Annotated in this window: 14 protein-coding genes and 1 tRNA gene; 9 read left to right on the top strand and 6 right to left on the bottom strand. The window is 68.0% G+C overall.

The genetic code is table 11. The features are described from left to right. Nucleotides 1-29: 29 nt before the first annotated feature. From HYU53_05770 to HYU53_05760, 3 genes are read right to left on the bottom strand one after another with little or no spacing between them, the layout of a single operon-like run. Nucleotides 30-1172: a citrate synthase gene (locus HYU53_05770; protein MBI2220698.1), complete on the bottom strand. Its 1143-nt coding sequence runs from the start codon at nt 1170-1172 to the stop codon at nt 30-32. Continuing rightward, the gene (locus HYU53_05765; GenBank protein ID MBI2220697.1) at nt 1169-1579 is read right to left on the bottom strand and encodes a hypothetical protein; all 411 of its coding nucleotides are present in this window, start codon (nt 1577-1579) and stop codon (nt 1169-1171) included. Before HYU53_05765 ends, HYU53_05770 begins: the two co-directional genes overlap by 4 nt. A 45-nt stretch (nt 1580-1624) precedes the next feature. After that, nucleotides 1625-3118, bottom strand: coding sequence for a glycosyltransferase (locus HYU53_05760; protein ID MBI2220696.1), 1494 nt, complete (start codon nt 3116-3118; stop codon nt 1625-1627). 70 nt (nt 3119-3188) lie between these two features. On the opposite strand from HYU53_05760, the gene larB reads away from it, so the two are divergent. The 7 genes from larB (at nt 3189) to HYU53_05725 (ending at nt 11425) form a co-directional block, all read left to right on the top strand. Then, on the top strand, nt 3189-3950 hold the full coding sequence (gene larB, locus HYU53_05755) for a nickel pincer cofactor biosynthesis protein LarB (protein MBI2220695.1): 762 nt from the start codon (nt 3189-3191) through the stop codon (nt 3948-3950). Nucleotides 3951-4030: 80 nt separating this feature from the next. Beyond that, nucleotides 4031-6496: an endonuclease MutS2 gene (locus HYU53_05750; protein MBI2220694.1), complete on the top strand. Its 2466-nt coding sequence runs from the start codon at nt 4031-4033 to the stop codon at nt 6494-6496. A gap of 11 nt (nt 6497-6507) precedes the next feature. Continuing rightward, the gene (dnaG, locus tag HYU53_05745; GenBank protein ID MBI2220693.1) at nt 6508-8286 is read left to right on the top strand and encodes a DNA primase; all 1779 of its coding nucleotides are present in this window, start codon (nt 6508-6510) and stop codon (nt 8284-8286) included. Between the two features lie 13 nt (nt 8287-8299). Next, entirely contained in the window at nt 8300-10006 is a 1707-nt protein-coding gene (gene rpoD / locus HYU53_05740; protein MBI2220692.1) for an RNA polymerase sigma factor RpoD, read from the top strand. Between the two features lie 97 nt (nt 10007-10103). After that, nucleotides 10104-10176, top strand: a tRNA-Ile gene (locus tag HYU53_05735). Nucleotides 10177-10263: 87 nt separating this feature from the next. Continuing rightward, a complete protein-coding gene (locus tag HYU53_05730; GenBank protein MBI2220691.1) occupies nt 10264-10992 on the top strand; it encodes a hypothetical protein in 729 nt (242 codons plus the stop codon). Nucleotides 10993-11014: 22 nt separating this feature from the next. Continuing rightward, complete coding sequence (locus tag HYU53_05725) at nt 11015-11425, top strand: reverse transcriptase-like protein (protein MBI2220690.1); 411 nt, start codon at nt 11015-11017, stop codon at nt 11423-11425. On the opposite strand, the gene pgeF is transcribed toward HYU53_05725, so the two are convergent. Beyond that, nucleotides 11385-12164 carry a peptidoglycan editing factor PgeF gene (gene pgeF, locus HYU53_05720; GenBank protein ID MBI2220689.1) on the bottom strand — a complete coding sequence of 260 codons (780 nt, stop codon included), beginning with the start codon at nt 12162-12164 and terminating at the stop codon, nt 11385-11387. The genes HYU53_05725 and pgeF overlap by 41 nt on opposite strands. On the opposite strand from pgeF, the gene acpS reads away from it, so the two are divergent. Beyond that, the gene (gene acpS, locus HYU53_05715) at nt 12163-12570 is read left to right on the top strand and encodes a holo-ACP synthase (GenBank protein MBI2220688.1); all 408 of its coding nucleotides are present in this window, start codon (nt 12163-12165) and stop codon (nt 12568-12570) included. The two genes, pgeF and acpS, sit on opposite strands and share 2 nt — an antisense overlap. Nucleotides 12571-12774: 204 nt before the next feature. After that, a complete protein-coding gene (locus HYU53_05710) occupies nt 12775-13077 on the top strand; it encodes a hypothetical protein (protein MBI2220687.1) in 303 nt (100 codons plus the stop codon). A 27-nt stretch (nt 13078-13104) separates the two neighbouring features. Here the strand turns inward: HYU53_05710 and HYU53_05705 are convergent, their stop codons facing one another. Further along, nucleotides 13105-14850, bottom strand: a complete 1746-nt coding sequence (locus tag HYU53_05705; GenBank protein MBI2220686.1) for a radical SAM protein — start codon at nt 14848-14850, stop codon at nt 13105-13107. Between the two features lie 147 nt (nt 14851-14997). Then, nucleotides 14998-16239 (bottom strand): cell division protein FtsZ, encoded by a 1242-nt coding sequence (gene ftsZ / locus HYU53_05700; protein ID MBI2220685.1) that lies wholly within the window; start codon nt 16237-16239, stop codon nt 14998-15000. Nucleotide 16240 lies beyond the last annotated feature (1 nt).

Here is a 16240-nt window from a genome sequence, read left to right as displayed (position 1 = left end):
TCGGGCCCGCCGGGCCCGTGGCGTCAGCCTCAGCGCTCTTCGAGGCGCAGGAACCGCTGCGGATATTCCGGCCCGACGTACTCGGTCCGGGGGCGAATCAGGCGGTTGTTCGCATACTGCTCGAGGACGTGCGCGGTCCATCCCGAGACGCGCGAGACCGCGAAGATCGGCGTGAAGAGGTCGATCGGGATGCCCAGCATGTAGTAGGTCGAGCCCGAGTAGAAGTCCACGTTCGGGTACAGCTTCTTCTCGGCCGTGACGATCTGCTCGATCTGCTGCGAGATCTCGAACCAGCGCGCGTTGCCGGCGCGCTCCCCCAGCTCCCTGGACATCCGGCGCAGGTGCGTGGCGCGCGGATCTTCGGTCCGGTACACGCGGTGGCCGAACCCGGCAATCTTCTCCTTGCGGGCGAGCTTGGCCCGCAGGGCATCCTCCACGCGCGAGGCCGGCGCGTCCTGCCCGATCTCCAGCAGCATCCGCATCACGTCCGCGTTCGCACCGCCGTGCAGCGGCCCCTTGAGGGTGCCGACCGCCGCCGTGATGGCGGAGTGGATGTCGGTCAGCGTCGCGGCGGCGACCCGCGCGGCGAACGTCGACGCGTTCAGCTCGTGGTCGGCGTGCAGGATCAGCGCGACATCGAATGCGTGCGCCGCGACCGCGTTGGGCCGATCGCCGGTCAGCATGTAGAGGAAATTCGCCGCGTGCCCCAGGACCGGGTCTGGCGCGATCGGCCCCTTCCCCGCCGCGAGCCGCCCCCACGTGGCGACCACCGACGCGATCTGCGCCGTCAGGCGCACGGCCTTCCGGTCGTTGGCCGGCTGTGAGTGGTCCTCGGCGTCGGCATCGTAATGGGCGAGGGCGGACGCCACCGTCCGCAGCGCGTCCATCCCGTCCACGGGAGGCAGGGACCGCATCAGGCGGATGACGGCTTCGGGAAGCGGCCGCGCGGCGGCAAGCTGCGACTGCAGATCCCCCAGCTCCGCGCGCGTCGGCAGGCGCCGGTGCCAGAGGAGATAGCAGACTTCCTCGAACGTCGCGCCGTGCGCGAGGTCGTGGATGTCGTACCCGCAGTACGCGAGCACGCCGCGCTGCCCATCGAGGTAACAAATCGCCGAGGAACCCGCGACGACGTCTTCGAGCCCGGCCTTGGGTTTCGCGTCCTCAGGGGTCATTTGCGCCTGTACACCATCCCCACCACTGTCCCGTAAATCGCGAACTCGACGATGTAGTCGATGACCAGCGCGAGGAGGAACGTACGGGACAGCGGATAGGCCATGTAGTCCCACACGAGAACAAAGGCGATCAGCATCACGCCGACGAGGACGCCGAACCGCAGCCCTTCCTGGATGCCCGTGCCCCCCTCGTAGCCCTTCGCGTAGGCATAGGCGAAGGCAAAGAACCCGATGAGGGCCGCGGCGAAGGCGAGCGGCAGCCGGGCATTGGCATCGGCGGTGGGCCGCATGAACGCGCTGTGCGCCCCGTAGAGGTCCTCCATCAGAACGGCATGCGCCACGAAGCCCACGATGCAGAAGACGACCCAGGCGGCAAAACCGGCGAGCGCGACCCTGGAGAGATTCATGCGGACTCCTGCCTGATGTGCTGGCGCATTATCAGGCAGGAGTGCTTAATTGGCAATTTCCGGGGCTTTCACGGTCAGGTCGCCCGCGAACTGCTGGACGAGCGACAGGAGGCCCGTGTACAGGAAGCCGACCTGGAAGAGCATCAGGAACGGCAGCGTGCCGTAGATGCCGTTCGACAGCGCATAGACGACCGCGCCCGTGAAATAGATCCCGAGCGACAGCTCGATCAGGGGCTGGAGCGCCATGGTCTGGTGGTACTTCTTGCCGACCCACTCGTCGGCGGTGCGCTCGATGCCGTATTTCGGCGTCCGGGCGAACTCGGACTCCCGGCGCAGCAGCGCTTCGAGCACCGCGCGCGTGTTGTTGATGCAGAGCCCGATGCCGATCGCCATCAGGAACGGCAGGTACTTCACCCGCGACTTCCAATCCGCGTACGCCTCGCGCTGCGACACCAGGTAGAAGTTCGCCACCGACATCGTCGCCGCGAGGAACAGGGGGATGTCGATGAGGAGCATCTCGGTCCAGCCCATGTTGTAGCGGACGTACATCGCCGGGAACATCAGGATGGAGAGCAGCACCATCAGGATGTAGTTGAAGTTCGCGGTGAGGTGGAAGAACGCCTCCGCCTTGACGTGCAGCGGCAGGTCGGACGCGAGGATCGCGGGCAGCACCTTGCGGCAGGTCTGAATCGACCCCTTGGCCCAGCGGTGCTGCTGCGACTTGAAGGAGTTCATCTCCACCGGCACTTCGGCGGGCACGACGAGGTCCGGCACGAAGAGGAACTTCCAGCCGCGAAGCTGCGCGCGGTAGCTGAGGTCGAGATCCTCGGTGAGCGTGTCGTGCTGCCAGCCGCCGGCGTCGCCGATGGCGGCGCGCCGCCAGATGCCGGCCGTGCCGTTGAAGTTGAAGAAGCAGCCGGAACGATTGCGGCCGCCGTGCTCGAGGACGAAGTGCCCGTCGAGCATGATCGACTGGATCTTGGTCAGCAGCGAGTAATCCTGGTTCAGGTGCCCCCAGCGCGCCTGCACCATCGCCACCTTCGGGTCGACGAAGTAGTGAACCGTCCTGGCCAGGAAATCGCGGCCGGGCGTGAAGTCGGCGTCGAAAATCGCGACGAAGTCCCCGCGGGCCTCGCGCAGCGCGGCGTCGAGCGCGCCGGCCTTGAGCCCGGTGCGGTCGGTCCGGTGAAGGAACTTGATGTCGATGCCGCGCTGGGCCTGGCGGCGCACCGCGAGGTCCGCAATCTGCGTGGTCTCGTCGGTGGAGTCGTCCAGCACCTGGATCTCCAGCAGCTCGCGTGGATAATCGAGCTCGCAGACCGCGTCGATCAGCCGCTCCGCCACGTACATCTCGTTGTAGATCGGCAGCTGGACGGTGACGACGGGGAGCGGATCGAAACCGCGTGCGGGCGGCTTCGGCACATTGTCCTTGTGTTTCATGTAAAGATACACAATGTAGTACCGATGCCATCCGTAAACGGCCAGGATGCTCAGGATGAAAAAGTAGAGAACAAGGATGAGCGTTTCAGACGCCGTCATATGAGTGTGGGCCCGCTCCACGGGGCCAATCGCTAATCATATCCAAAGTTCATCCGGTAATAGTCAATAAATGACCGCGAACGAGCTTGAAGCGCTCCTCGAGGCCGTGCAGCGGGGGTCGGTTTCCCCGGCCGATGCGCACCACCGCGTCCTACAATTCGTACGCCAGGCCCCCTTCGAGGACCTCGGGTTCGCCCGCGTCGACCACCACCGCGGGCTCCGGCAGGGCTTCCCCGAGGTCGTGTACGGCCAGGGGAAGACGCCCGAGCAGATCGCATCAATCGCCGAGCGTATCGCAGGCCGCGGACATAGCCTGCTGGTGACCCGAACGTGCCCGGAGGCGTTTCTGGCGGTGCAGGCGCGGGTGTCCGGTGCAGCTTTCCATGACACGGCGCGCGCGATTACGCTCCGGCAGCAGGACATCCCGCCCGGGGTGGGCACGATTCTCGTGGCCGCGGCCGGCACGTCGGACCTCCAGGTGGCCGAGGAAGCGGCGGTCAGCGCGGAGTGCATGGGCAACCTCGTCGACAGGATCTATGACGTCGGGGTGGCCGGCCTGCACCGGCTGCTCGCCGAAACCGGACGCCTCCAAGACGCCCGGGTCGTGATTGCCGTGGCGGGGATGGAGGGGGCGATGCCGAGCGTCATCGGCGGCCTCGTGGCCGCACCGGTCATTGCGGTCCCTACCAGCGTGGGCTACGGCGCGAGTTTCGGGGGTTTGACCGCACTGCTTGGGATGCTGAACAGCTGCGCGTCCGGGGTGGCTGTTGTCAATATCGACAACGGCTTCGGCGCCGCGGCGATGGCGTCGGCCATCAATCATCTGCGCTGAAGATTGCCAAATTGCCAAGTCCGCCTATCTTTAAGTAAACTATCCGTTTGCCCGCAGTCTGGCGCCCCCTGCCGGAACAGATGCATCTCGGAACACTGAAGGCCCTCGAATTCGATCGGATCGCGACCGCGGTGCGACGGTTGGCGTTGACGCCGCTCGGCGCCGCGCGCCTGGCAGAGCTGCGTCCGGTCACCGATGCGCGGCAGGTGGCTGCCTTGCTCGGAGCGACCACCGAAGGCGTCCGGTTCACCGGCGAAGGGGGCGCGTTCCCGCTCGATGCGCCCGCCGATCTGGATGGCGCGCTCACGGCGCTGGCGGTCGAGGGGCGCGCGCTCGAGCCGATGCCGCTGCTCGGCCTGGCGCGCTTTTTCGGGTCGGTCGAATCCACGCGCTGCGGCATCCGGCGAGCCCGGGGCCACTACCCTGCCCTGCGCGCGATCGTCGAATCGGCGGCGAATTTCGACGCCGAAGTCGAAGACATCCGGCGGAAGATCGAACCCTCGGGCGAGGTCTCCGACGATGCGTCGCCGCAGCTGCGCGCGATCCGGGAGCGCCTGCGCAAGCAGCGGTCGCGGCTGCGCTCGACGCTCGAGTCGTACTTGCGCGGCAAGGACACGGCGCGCTACCTGCAGGATCAGATCGTCACGGACAGAAACGGCCGCTTCGTGCTGGTCGTCAAGGCGGAGAACCGCGGCGCAATCCCCGGCATCGTGCACGGCAGCTCGGCGAGCGGTGCCAGCCTCTATCTCGAGCCGCTCAGCACGGTCGACATCAACAACGACATCGTCGCGCTCGAGCAGCAGGAGGCGGAAGAAGTGCACCGCATCCTGCTCGCGTTGAGCGACGCGTTCCGCCGCCGCGCGATCGAGCTGCAGCGCACGCTCTCGGCCGCCACCGAGCTGGACGTCGTCCAGGCGAAAGCGCGCTTCTCGGCGCTGTGCGATGCGAGGGAGCCGCTGCTGGCGCAGGACGGCCGCCTGGAAGTGCGGGGCGCGCGCCATCCGCTGCTGATTCCCTCCGTCAGGGATCTGCTGCGCGAGGAAGGAGACGAGTCGCGCCCCGCGCTCGCCGGCGGGCGCGCCACGGCGGGCCCGGTTCCCGTGGACATCCTGCTGATTCCGCCCACGCGCGTGCTCATCATCAGCGGGCCGAATACCGGGGGCAAGACCGTTGCGTTGAAAAGCGCGGGACTGCTGGCGCTGATGGCCCAGGCGGGGCTGCACGTGCCCGCGGAAGACGGAACGCAGGTGACGCCGTTCCGCTCGGTCTTCGCCGACATCGGCGACGAGCAGTCGATCGCGGCGAGCCTCAGCACGTTTTCGTGGCACATCACGAATATCTCGTCGATGGATCGGACCCTGGCGCTGCCCGCGCTGGTGCTGATCGACGAGGTGGGCGCCGGAACGGATCCGAACGAAGGCGGCGCGCTTGGCACGGCCATCATCGACCACTTCCGCAAGCGCGGCGCGCTGGTCGCGGCCACGACGCATTACGACGCGCTGAAGTCCTACGCGGGCACGACCGAGGGTGTCGAGATTGCCGCGTTCGGGTTCGACCCGGAGTCGTTCGCACCCACCTACCGGCTGGTGTACGGCTCTCCGGGACGCAGCCTGGCGCTCGAGATTGCCGCGCGGCTCGGGATCGCGCCGGCCATCATCGAGGCCGCCCGCGCGTATCGCAGCGAGCGCGAGACGCAGCTGGCCGAGCACCTCGCGCGCATGGAAAAGGAGTTGAACGCGCTCGACCATGAGCGTCGCCTCACCGCGCGGGAGCGCGAGACGCTCGCGGACACGACCGCGCGGCTGCACGCGCGCGACGAGGAACTGAAGCGCCGGGAGGAGGCGTTCCAGCGGCGTTTGCGGGAGCGCGCGGACGAACGGCTGCGCGACGCGCGCCGCGAGATCGACGAGGTCGTCAGGGAGCTGCGGCAGCGCGCGGCGACCATGGCCGGCGCCCCCCGGCACGTGCCCGCGCTCTCCACGGGCGAGACCGGCGCGATCCGCGCGGAGGCCCGCGCCGCGCTCGAGGCCATCGAAGGGCGGCTGGCGAGCGGCACGCCGGCGCCGGCGCCGGCGGGAACGGCGGCGGGCACGCCGGTGCGCGTGGGGGACACGGTGGCGGTCGGCGCGTTCGGCTTCGAAGGGGCGGTCCAGAGCGTGCACGGCGAGGCGGCCGAAGTGGACGTGCGCGGAAAGCGGATGCGCGTGCCGCTGGCCGACCTGAGGGTGGTCGGGCGCGCGAGCGCGGCGCCGCAAGGGCGGGTCAACGTGCAGGTGGAAACGCCGCGGAGCGACGACCTGGTGCCCTCGGACCTGAACATCATCGGCTGCACGACGGACGAAGCGATCGCGCGCGCCGAGAAGTTCCTGGATGACGCGGTGCTGCAGGACCGGCGGAGCGTGCGCTTCATTCACGGCCACGGGACGGGTCAGCTACGGCGCGCGATTGGCGAGCTGCTGGCGAAGCACCCGCTCGTCGCGCACTATTCGCTCGCGCCGGACAACGAGGGGGGCTCGGCCATCACGGTGGCGGAGCTGAAGGACTAGCCCGTAACCTGATGGGGCTGTTTCCACAGTCGTTCATCGACGACCTGAAGTCGCAGGCGGACATCGTCCGCCTCGTCGGCGAGTCTGTGCAGCTCCGCAAGGCTGGAGCCGCGTACAAGGGACTGTGCCCGTTTCACGGCGAGAAGACGCCGTCGTTCCACGTCAACCCGGATCGCGGGTTCTTTCACTGCTTCGGGTGCGGCGTGGGGGGGGACGTGTTCAAGTTCATCGAGCTGCAGGACAAGGTGACGTTCCCCGAGGCGGTGCGGACGCTGGCCGCCAAGTTCGGCGTGCCGGTCCCGGAGCCCGAGGAGGCGCGCCAGGACCCCGAGGCAGAGCGCGATCGCGAAGCGCTGCTGAAGATCCACGAAGTGGCGGCGGCGTGGTTCCGCGAGCAGCTCGCGACGCCGGCCGGCGCGCGGGCGCGGCAGGCGCTCGCCGGGCGCGGGCTGGCGCCGGAGCTGATGGAGCGATTCGGGTACGGGTACGCGCCGGCAAGCCGCGACGCGCTCCGGCAGCACCTGGTGAAGCAGGGATTTGCCCTGCCGATCCTGGCAAGGAGCGGCCTGGTCGTCGAGCGCGAGGACGGGAGCGTCGTCGATCGGTTTCGAAATCGGCTGATGATTCCGATCGCGCGCGAAAGCGGAGCCGTCGTGGCCTTCGGTGGCCGCGCGATGGAGACCGACCAGCAGCCGAAGTACCTGAACTCGGCCGAGACCGCCATCTACACGAAAGGGCGCGTGCTGTACGGGCTCAGCGTGACGAAAGCCGAGATCCGCCGGCTCGGATACGCGGTCCTCGTGGAGGGGTACTTCGATTTCGCGCAGGCGTATCAGGCCGGCGTGATGCCGGTGGTCGCCGTGTCCGGCACGGCGCTGACGCCGGCGCAGGCAAAGTTGCTGCGCCGGTTCACGACAAAGCTGATCCTCAGCCTCGACCCGGACGCAGCCGGCCAGGGCGCCGCCGCGCGATCGTCGGAACTGCTGGTGAGCGAAGGGTTCCAGGTGAACGTCGCCATGTTGCCGGGGGGGGCCGATCCCGATACGTTCATCCGACGGCAGGGTGCAGCGGCGTACCGTGAAAAACTGCGCACTTCCCGGCCGTACCTGGAATATCTCCTCGACCGCGCCGCCGAGGGGGTGGATCTGTCGCGCGATGAAGGGCGCCGGGGTTTCCTGGATCGCATGCTGACGGTGGCCGCTCGGATCCCGGACCCGGCCACGCGCGACCAGTTTGCCGATCGGCTCGCGCACAAGGCGCGCATCACCGAAGAGGTCGTGCGTGCCGAGATACGGCGCGCCGCGGTGAACCGGCAGACGAGCCTTGAAGGGGTCGAAGCGGCACGCGGGCTGAGGCTGGTCGGCGAGGTGCGGCCGGCGGAAAAAGGCCTCATCTGGGCGCTGCTCCACGAGCCGCGGCTGGCGCTGGAGGCGCTGGCGGAGCTGGAGGACGGCGATTTCGACGGGCTGGCGGCTGGCGGCGTCCTGCGGGCGGCCCGGGAAATGGCGGATTGGCCCGCGGAAACAGTGACAGAATCGCTTGTGGCGCGTCTAAGTACTGGTGAGGCCGGCCTCCTGGCGGCCATCCGGTCCCAGCCCGGCCCGCTCGCTCCCCCGACAGAGTGCGCGCGAGCGCTGCGACGGCTGCGCTACGAGCGTGAGCGGGCGGAGCTGCAGCGGGAAATCGATCACCTGCAGGATCTGGGCGCGGCGCATGCAGGGCAGATTGACGCGCTCTGGCTGAGGAAGAAGGACCTGTTGCGGCGGCTCGACGCTCTCGACCGAGGTTAGTTTTTGGAGGGAAATGGCGTTGTCGATTGAAGAGAAATACGACGAGGTACGGCAGCTCATCAACGTCGGCAAGGAGAAGGGCTATCTCCTGTATGACGAGGTGAACGAGCTTCTGCCGGCCGACATCACGTCTTCGGAGGAGCTCGACGACCTGTTCAGCGCGTTCGGCAACGCGGGGATCGAGGTCATCGACTCCGACCAGAAGTTCCGGAAAGACGAGCTGCTCGACCGCCCCGAAACCGAAGAGCCGGAGCTCGACCTCACGCCGGGCGCCCTCGACAAGACGAACGATCCCGTCCGCATGTACCTGCGCGAGATGGGCACGGTCCCCCTGCTCACGCGCGAGGGGGAAGTGGAAATCGCCAAGCGGATCGAGCGCGGCAAGCTCACGGTCATCAAGTCGATCTCGCGGATGCCGAGCGTCACCCGCTTCATCATCCACATGGGGGACCAGCTCCGCGCGGGGGAGCGGACGGTTCGCGAGCTCGTCATCTTCAACGACGAGGAGATCACCGACGAGCGCATCGAGGCGCGCGCCCGTGAGGTGCTGCGCCAGATCGACGCGGTCCGCAAGGCGTGGGCGAGCGTCGAAAAGTGCGCCGAGAAGCTGGAGAAGACCCCCAAGGGGGCGACGACGCGGGACAAGCGGAAGTACCGCCGCGTGCGCTGGGCCTGGCTGCGGGAGAGGGTGGTGCTCTCCAAGGCGATCCGGCGGATCGAGTTCACCGAGACCGTCAAGCGCCGGATGATCGACGCGGTCAAGGAGAAGGTCGAGCACGTCCAGAAGCTGCAGTGGGAGGTCAACGCGATCGAGCGGCAGGTCGCCGGCAAGTCGAAGCGCGGCAAGATCAAGGAGGAGGAGCGCAAGGAGCTGCTCCGCAAGCAGAAGGACATCCGGCTGCAGATGAAGACGTTTGCCGACGAACTCGGCGAAAGTCCCGAGCAGCTGCTCGATACCCTGGAGACGATTACCCGCGGCGAGGCGCAGGCGGAGCAGGCCAAGAAAGAGCTCGTCGAAGCGAACCTCCGCCTCGTGGTCTCGATTGCCAAGAAGTACACCAACCGCGGGCTGCAGTTCCTCGATCTCATTCAGGAAGGCAACATCGGCCTCATGAAGGCGGTGGACAAGTTCGAATACCGCCGCGGCTACAAGTTCTCGACGTACGCGACGTGGTGGATCCGCCAGGCGATCACCCGTGCGATCGCGGACCAGGCGCGCACCATCCGCATCCCGGTCCACATGATCGAGACGATCAACAAGCTGATTCGCACCTCGCGCGCGCTGGTGCAGGAGCTGGGACGGGAGCCGACCTCGGAGGAGATTGCCGAGCGGATGGACATCCCGGTGTCGCAGGTGCGCAAGGTGCTCAAGATCGCGCAGGAGCCGATCTCGCTCGAGACGCCCATCGGAGAAGAGGAAGACTCGCACCTCGGGGACTTCATCGAGGATCGCAACGTGATGTCCCCGTCGGACGCGGTCATCAACTTGAACCTGAAGGAACAGACCGATCAGGTGCTGAAGACGCTCACGCCGCGCGAGGAAAAGGTGATCAAGATGCGGTTCGGCGTCGGCGACGGCAGCGAGCACACGCTCGAGGAAGTGGGCCAGAACTTCGCCGTCACGCGCGAGCGCATCCGGCAGATCGAGGCCAAGGCGCTGCGCAAGCTGCGGCACCCGTCGCGCAGCCGGAAGCTCAAGGCGTTTCTCGAGGGACGGTAGAATACGGAGGTCAGGGGCCAGAGGCCTGAGCCCAGAGGCCAGTGACGGCCGCACACGTTTCCCTGGTACCTGGCCTCAAGTACCTGGCCTCTATTTCGGGCCCATAGCTCAATGGTCAGAGCCGCCGGCTCATAACCGGCTCGTTCCAGGTTCGAGTCCTGGTGGGCCCATTCAGCCTTCGCTCACGATGCCGGCGAGCCGTGAGCGGCGGCCGACAAGTCACGGCGAAGGCGGACGTGCCGTTACAATGACGCGTAATGCTGGTTGATCTGCAACATCTCATTCACCTGCAACAACTGGACAACGCCTCGGAAGAGGCGCGGCGGCGGCTCGACGAGCTGCCGTCGCGTCATGCCGGGCTCGACGCCCGGGCGGCCGACGCGGACGCGCGCGTCGCCGAGGCGAAGCAGCGCCTCAGCGCGGCGCAGGGCGCACGCCGCGAGCTGGAGAAGCAGCTGGCCGAAGTGCAGGGTCGTCTCTCGAAATACAAGGATCAGCTGATGTTGGTGAAGACCAACAAGGAATACCAGGCCATGCAGCACGAGATCGCCACCGCGGAGCGCGACGTGCGCACCCGGGAGGACCGCATCCTCGAGCACATGGAGGTCGCCGAAACCGAGACGCGCGTGGTCAAGGACGCCGAGGCGCTCGCCAGGCAGGAACATGCGGAGATCGCGGACGCGCGGCAGGCGATCGAACGCGAGAAGGTGGAGCTCGAGGCCGCGATCGCGCGGCTCGCCCGCGAGCGCGAGGCGCTCCGGCCGAAGGTGGGCGGCGAGGCGCTGCGCCTGTTCGACCACCTCGGGAAGCAGCGCAAAGGGGTGGCGATCGTCGAGGCGCGCGACGGCCACTGCACGTTCTGCCACGTCCGCCTGCGACCGCAGGTCTTCAACGAGATCCGCCGCAACGACAAGATCGTCCAGTGCGACAGCTGCCTGCGCATCCTCTATTACGAAGAGCGCGCCGGCGAGGCGGCTGGCGCGTGATCGTGCCGTAAGCTGACCGATCATGCTCATCGCCTATATCGACGGCGGCGCCCGCGGAAATCCCGGGCCCGCCGGCTACGGCGCGCGCATCGAGGATGCGAGCGGGCAGGTTGTCGCCGAGCTGCACGGCGGCCTGGGCGTCGCCACCAACAACGTCGCCGAGTACAACGGCTTGCTGGCCGCGCTGCGTTACGCCGCCGAGCGCGGCGAGCGTGAGGTGCAGATCCGCGCCGACTCCGAGCTGCTGGTCAAGCAGATGCGCGGCGAGTACCGCGTCAAGCACGCCGGCCTGAAGCCGCTGTTCCTCGAGGCGTGCTCGCTCGTCCGCCGCATCGGGCACGTCACCTTCACCCACGTGCCGCGGGCGCAGAACAAGGAAGCCGACCGCCTGTCTAATCTCGGGATGGATGAAGCGGAGCGCGCGGCCGGATAGCGCCCATCATGCGGCCCGCCTCCGGGCCTTCCTTCCGGTAGGAGTAGAACGCATCGAGGCGGCAGGCCGTGCAGAGCCCGCTGTCGTGGATCTGGTCGCGCGGCACGCCTGCCGACGCGAGTTGATCGCGATTCGCCGCGGCGACATCAAACTGCAGGCGATCGCCTCGCCCCGGTGAAAACCACCCCGCCGCCTGCCTGCCGGCGAACGCCTCGCGCACCAATGGTCCAACCTCGTAGCAGCACGCGCGGATGAGCGGCCCGATCGCGACGACCAGGTCCGCCGGATCCGACCCGAACACGCGCTGGAGAGCGGCGACCGCCGCGACCGCGGCGCGCGCCGCCGTGCCGCGCCACCCCGCGTGCACGGCCGCGACCGCACGGCCCGTCCGGTCGGCGATGAGGATCGGCGCGCAGTCCGCTACCCGCACGCCGACGGCCCGGCCGGGATCGTCGCTCACCAGCACATCCCCTTCGACGCCGGAGGGCGCCGCGGCCCCGCGGCGAACGGCCAGCACCTGGCAGCCGTGCACCTGGTGCACCTGCACGATCCCCGCGGGCGTCAAGCCGAGCGACGCGGCCACATGCGCGACGGCGGGATCGGCGGGATCGCGCGCGGCGCCGACGGCGCGCGAGGTGAACAGGTGCGGGGCGAGCGCCAGCATCGGCACGCACCGGAGCGCCGCGCCCCACGGTTCTTGCGTCCAGGCAAACGAGCCATTAGGCTGGGGGAACGGCATGGATCGCTCGGACGGCATCACAGGCATCACGATCGTGGGACTCGGCATCGACGCGACCGATATCCCGCGTGTCAGGGAAACGTATCAGAAATACGGCGGCCGTTTCCTCCGCCGGGTGTTCACGGACGAGGAAATCGCGTACTGCCTCCGGCGGCGGGACCCTGTGCCGCACCTTGCCGGCCGCTTTGCCGCCAAGGAGGCGGGCATGAAAGCGATCGGAACCGGCCATACGCGCGGCGTGCTGTGGCGGGACGTGGAGGTCCTGCGCGGCGGCGGCCCCCCGCAACTGAGGTTCCACGGCGCCGCGGCCCGGCACGCGCAGGCACTGGGCATGACCCGCTCCCTTCTCACCATTACGCATTCGGAAATGCTGGCCTTCGCGCAGGTGATCCTGGTCGGCGCCTGAACGACAACCCGCGTTTCCCTCCACGCCCGTCGCACCGCGGCACGCACCTCTCGATTCCCCCGTCTCGCATCCCATCGTCCGTCCGCTCAACAACTTCCAGCGCCGTCGCGCACCGGGCTGCGACTGGCCTTCCTCTTGATGCTTCTCGCCACGCCGGCGCCCATCGACACCGCGCAGGGGAAGGCAGAGAAAAGAGGACGAGCAATGGTTGTGAAGATTGTGCCGAACGGCAAAGGGAACCCGCCAGGAAAGCTCGCGGATGCGGAGCTGCACTTCACGAGCGGCCCGCTCGAGGGCCTGAAGCTGATTGGATTCGCGGTGTGGGAGCGGCGCTCCGGCGGCGGACGCAACGTGACGTTCCCCGCCCGCCAGTACACGGTCAACGGCGAGCGCCGCTCCTTCGCGCTGCTGCGGCCGCTCGTGGACTCCACGGCGCAGGAACGCGTCCGCGATCTGGTGCTCGAGGCATACGCGGAGTACGAGGCGGAGGTCGCCGTCGCGTCGTAAAAGACCGTGGCCTCTGGCCTCTGGTACCTAACCAAGCACCGGCAGGAACTTCGTGTTCTCCTGCTGCCGCTTTGGAGGAAGGGTCCATTCCGCGTCGAGTGCTTTCTGCCACTCGGCGCGAAAAAATCCTTCTTTCATGCCGCCGTCGATGATGTGCCACGGCAGGACGCGATCGCGCGAGCGGTCGCGGAACAGGTAGGCATCGGCCTTGAGTCCGACCTCGGCCACCGCCGCGCGCCACTGTCCGCCGTTGCGTTCGGCGGCGGCGATCGCGGGAGCGACCCGGCGATCGCCGAGCGAGAGCAGCGCCTGGTAGTACGAATGCCGCTCCGACTTGACGGTGAAGTACACGTTGTCGATGTCGGCCAACAGCGTCTTGAGCCGCTTCGTCTTGCGGTCGATGGACGCGGCGTCTTCGAGCGGGACCCACTGGTAGGCGGTCCCCGGCTTTGGAATCAGGGGGTTCACGCTGCCCACGATGCGGCCGATGTGGCCGCGCGGCCGGGCGTGCGACACCATGATGTCGCGCATCCGGACGGTCAGGTCGCGGATCGCCTCGAGGTCCTCGTCCGTCTCGGTCGGCAACCCGATCATGAAATAGAGCTTCAGGTTGTCGATGCCGCTTCGGAAGATCAGGTCGGCTTTGTCCAGGATCTCCGCGTTCGTGACGGTCTTGTTGATCACGCGGCGCAGTCGATCGGAGCCCGTCTCGGGCGCGATCGTCAGCGATTTCTCGCCGCTCGCCTTCAGCAGCCCGACGATCTCGGGCGTGAGGTCGTCGAGCCGCAGCGAGGCAGGGCTGATCGAGTAGCCCATCTCGTGGAGCGACCGGAGGATGACTTCGATGTCGGGATGATCGCACAGCGCGATTGACACGAGCCCGGCCCGGCCCGCGTGCGGTCGTGCGGCCTTCGCGAGCGCGAGGATCCGGTCGGTGGGAAACGGACGGACCGGCAGGTAGTTGTAGCCGGCCCAGCAGAAGCGGCACAGGTTTGCGCAGCCCCGCACGACCTCGACGAGAAAGCGCGAGCCGAACTCGGTGTCGGGCGTGAAGATGACGGTGCTAGGGGGATCGAGCGTCTCGGTTGTCTTCACCGCCGCTTTCCTGACGACGGGAGGTGCGCCAGTGCCCGGGCGTGGCACGAACGCGTCAACGATGCCGTCGCCGCCGTACTGCACGTCGTAGAACGAGGGGATGTAGAAGCCGCTCTCGGCGGCAAGGGCACGAAGCTGGTGGTCGCGGGTGTTCGCGGCCGCCATCACGCGGGCGAGGACGGGAACGAGCGCCTCCCCCTCGCCCGCGGCAATCACGTCCGCAAAGGGCGCGAGCGGCTCCGGGTTCACGAACGTCACGGCCCCGCCGATGACCACGAGCGGGTGGCGCTCGGCCCGCTCGGCGGCGTAGACCGGCATGCCGGCGAGCCGCAGCATCGAGAGAACGTTCGTGTAGTCCCACTCGAAGGAGACGGAAAAGGCGAAGACGTCGAAGTCCGACACCGGTGTCTGCGACTCGAGCGTGACGAGCCCCGCGCCGGCGGCCAGCTGTGCCTGCAGTTCCTGCTTCGGTGGCAGGAACACGCGCTCGCACACCACGTCGTCGAGGGCGTTGAAGAGCTTGTAGAGCGTCTGCAGGCCCAGGTTGGACATGCCGACCCAGTACGTGTTGGGAAATGCGAGCGCGACGCGCAGACGGCCGCCGTGCGGTTTCTGGACGAAACCGACCTCGCGCGCCAGGACTTCTCGAGCGCGCTCGCGCAGCTCCCAGGACTTCATCTGTGATGGATACGATCCGACAAAACCGGAGAAAAACAGTTGAGGCCGGATGCTGGATCCGGCCTCTGCGGCTCAGAAGACGACGGTCTTCCGTGCCGTGGGTGTATTCAGTGTACCACAGGGCTTCAGCTCGGCCGCGAGCGTGCCCTAGTCGGTTTGCCGCCGAAGGAACGCCGGCACGTCGAGCGGCGAGGCGGGCTCGAACTCCGCGCCCGGTCCCTCCGGCAGCGGCTCGGCGCGCGCCATCAGCGGCAGATCAACCGCCGGGCGCCGTGACAGCGTGAGGCGAGGGGCGAGGCTGCCACCGGCTGCCGCCACCTTCTCCGCCACGGAGTCCAGCCGCCACGCCGCGTAGGCGGTGAGGTCCACCGGTGTTTCCGCGTGCGACGGGTGCGCCGAGGCGGACAGCCCCGGACGGTCGAAGCCGGTCGCGATCACCGTGATCTTCACTCGCCCCTGCATCTTCGGATCGACCACCGCGCCGAAGATGATGTTTGCGTCCTCGTGCGCGGCTTCCTGGATGATGGCCGACGCCTCGCTCACCTCGATGAGCGACAGGTCGGGGCCGCCGGTGACGTTGATGATCACGCCGCGCGCCCCCTTGACGGACGCATCTTCGAGCAACGGGCTGGAGATGGCGGCGTTGGCGGCGGCCACCGTCCGGTTCTCCCCTTCCGCCACGCCGGTGCCCATGATGGCGAGGCCCATGCCGGCCATGATGGTCTTCACGTCGGCGAAGTCGAGATTGATCATGCCGGGCACGAGGATCAGGTCCGAGATGCCCTGGATCGCCTGTCTCAGCACATCGTCTGCGGTCGCGAACGCGTCGGTCATGGCCGTCGTGCGCGCGATCGTCGCCAGCAGCCGCTCGTTGGGGATCGTGATAACGGTGTCGACGCATTCGCGCAGTTCGGACAGGCCGCGCTCGGCCTGCTTCTGGCGGCGCGCCCCTTCGAACCGGAATGGCTTGGTGACGACGGCGATCGTGAGGGCGCCAAGCTCGCTGGCGAGGCTCGCGATGACCGGCGCGGCGCCGGTCCCCGTCCCGCCGCCGAGGCCTGTGGTCACGAAGACCATGTCGGCGCCGTCGAGCGTCTCGATGATCTTGTCCGTGTCTTCGAGCGCGGCCTGCCGGCCGACGTTCGGGTCCGCGCCGGCGCCAAGCCCCTTGGTCAGCTTCGCGCCGATCTGCAGCTTCGACGGCGCGGCGTTCATCTTCAGGGCCTGCAGGTCGGTGTTGGCGACGACAAACTCGACGCCGTCGAGCCCGGCCTGCACCATCCGGTTGACGGCATTCCCCCCGCCGCCGCCGACGCCCACCACCTTGATGCGAGCCCCCATCCGTGCCTCCTCGTCCAGCTTCAAACGCAGCGCTGAAGTAGTCTCCATG

It is taken from the genome of Acidobacteriota bacterium, assembly GCA_016184105.1.
In the GTDB taxonomy this organism is placed as follows: domain Bacteria; phylum Acidobacteriota; class Vicinamibacteria; order Vicinamibacterales; family 2-12-FULL-66-21; genus JACPDI01.
Note: the sequence above shows the minus strand (reverse complement) of the source record. Positions and strands in the feature narration are given on the sequence as shown.

What these genes read in the sequence shown, in the direction of transcription:
- larB (MBI2220695.1), top strand. Translation starts at nt 3,189, where the DNA reads ATGACCGCGAACGAGCTTGAAGCGCTCCTCGAGGCCGTGCAGCGGGGG.
- HYU53_05765 (MBI2220697.1), bottom strand. Translation starts at nt 1,579, where the DNA reads ATGAATCTCTCCAGGGTCGCGCTCGCCGGTTTTGCCGCCTGGGTCGTC.
- HYU53_05730 (MBI2220691.1), top strand. Translation starts at nt 10,264, where the DNA reads ATGCTGGTTGATCTGCAACATCTCATTCACCTGCAACAACTGGACAAC.
- HYU53_05760 (MBI2220696.1), bottom strand. Translation starts at nt 3,118, where the DNA reads ATGACGGCGTCTGAAACGCTCATCCTTGTTCTCTACTTTTTCATCCTG.
- acpS (MBI2220688.1), top strand. Translation starts at nt 12,163, where the DNA reads ATGGATCGCTCGGACGGCATCACAGGCATCACGATCGTGGGACTCGGC.
- HYU53_05725 (MBI2220690.1), top strand. Translation starts at nt 11,015, where the DNA reads ATGCTCATCGCCTATATCGACGGCGGCGCCCGCGGAAATCCCGGGCCC.
- HYU53_05710 (MBI2220687.1), top strand. Translation starts at nt 12,775, where the DNA reads ATGGTTGTGAAGATTGTGCCGAACGGCAAAGGGAACCCGCCAGGAAAG.
- dnaG (MBI2220693.1), top strand. Translation starts at nt 6,508, where the DNA reads ATGGGGCTGTTTCCACAGTCGTTCATCGACGACCTGAAGTCGCAGGCG.
- HYU53_05770 (MBI2220698.1), bottom strand. Translation starts at nt 1,172, where the DNA reads ATGACCCCTGAGGACGCGAAACCCAAGGCCGGGCTCGAAGACGTCGTC.
- HYU53_05750 (MBI2220694.1), top strand. Translation starts at nt 4,031, where the DNA reads ATGCATCTCGGAACACTGAAGGCCCTCGAATTCGATCGGATCGCGACC.
- ftsZ (MBI2220685.1), bottom strand. Translation starts at nt 16,239, where the DNA reads ATGGAGACTACTTCAGCGCTGCGTTTGAAGCTGGACGAGGAGGCACGG.
- HYU53_05705 (MBI2220686.1), bottom strand. Translation starts at nt 14,850, where the DNA reads ATGAAGTCCTGGGAGCTGCGCGAGCGCGCTCGAGAAGTCCTGGCGCGC.
- pgeF (MBI2220689.1), bottom strand. Translation starts at nt 12,164, where the DNA reads ATGCCGTTCCCCCAGCCTAATGGCTCGTTTGCCTGGACGCAAGAACCG.
- rpoD (MBI2220692.1), top strand. Translation starts at nt 8,300, where the DNA reads ATGGCGTTGTCGATTGAAGAGAAATACGACGAGGTACGGCAGCTCATC.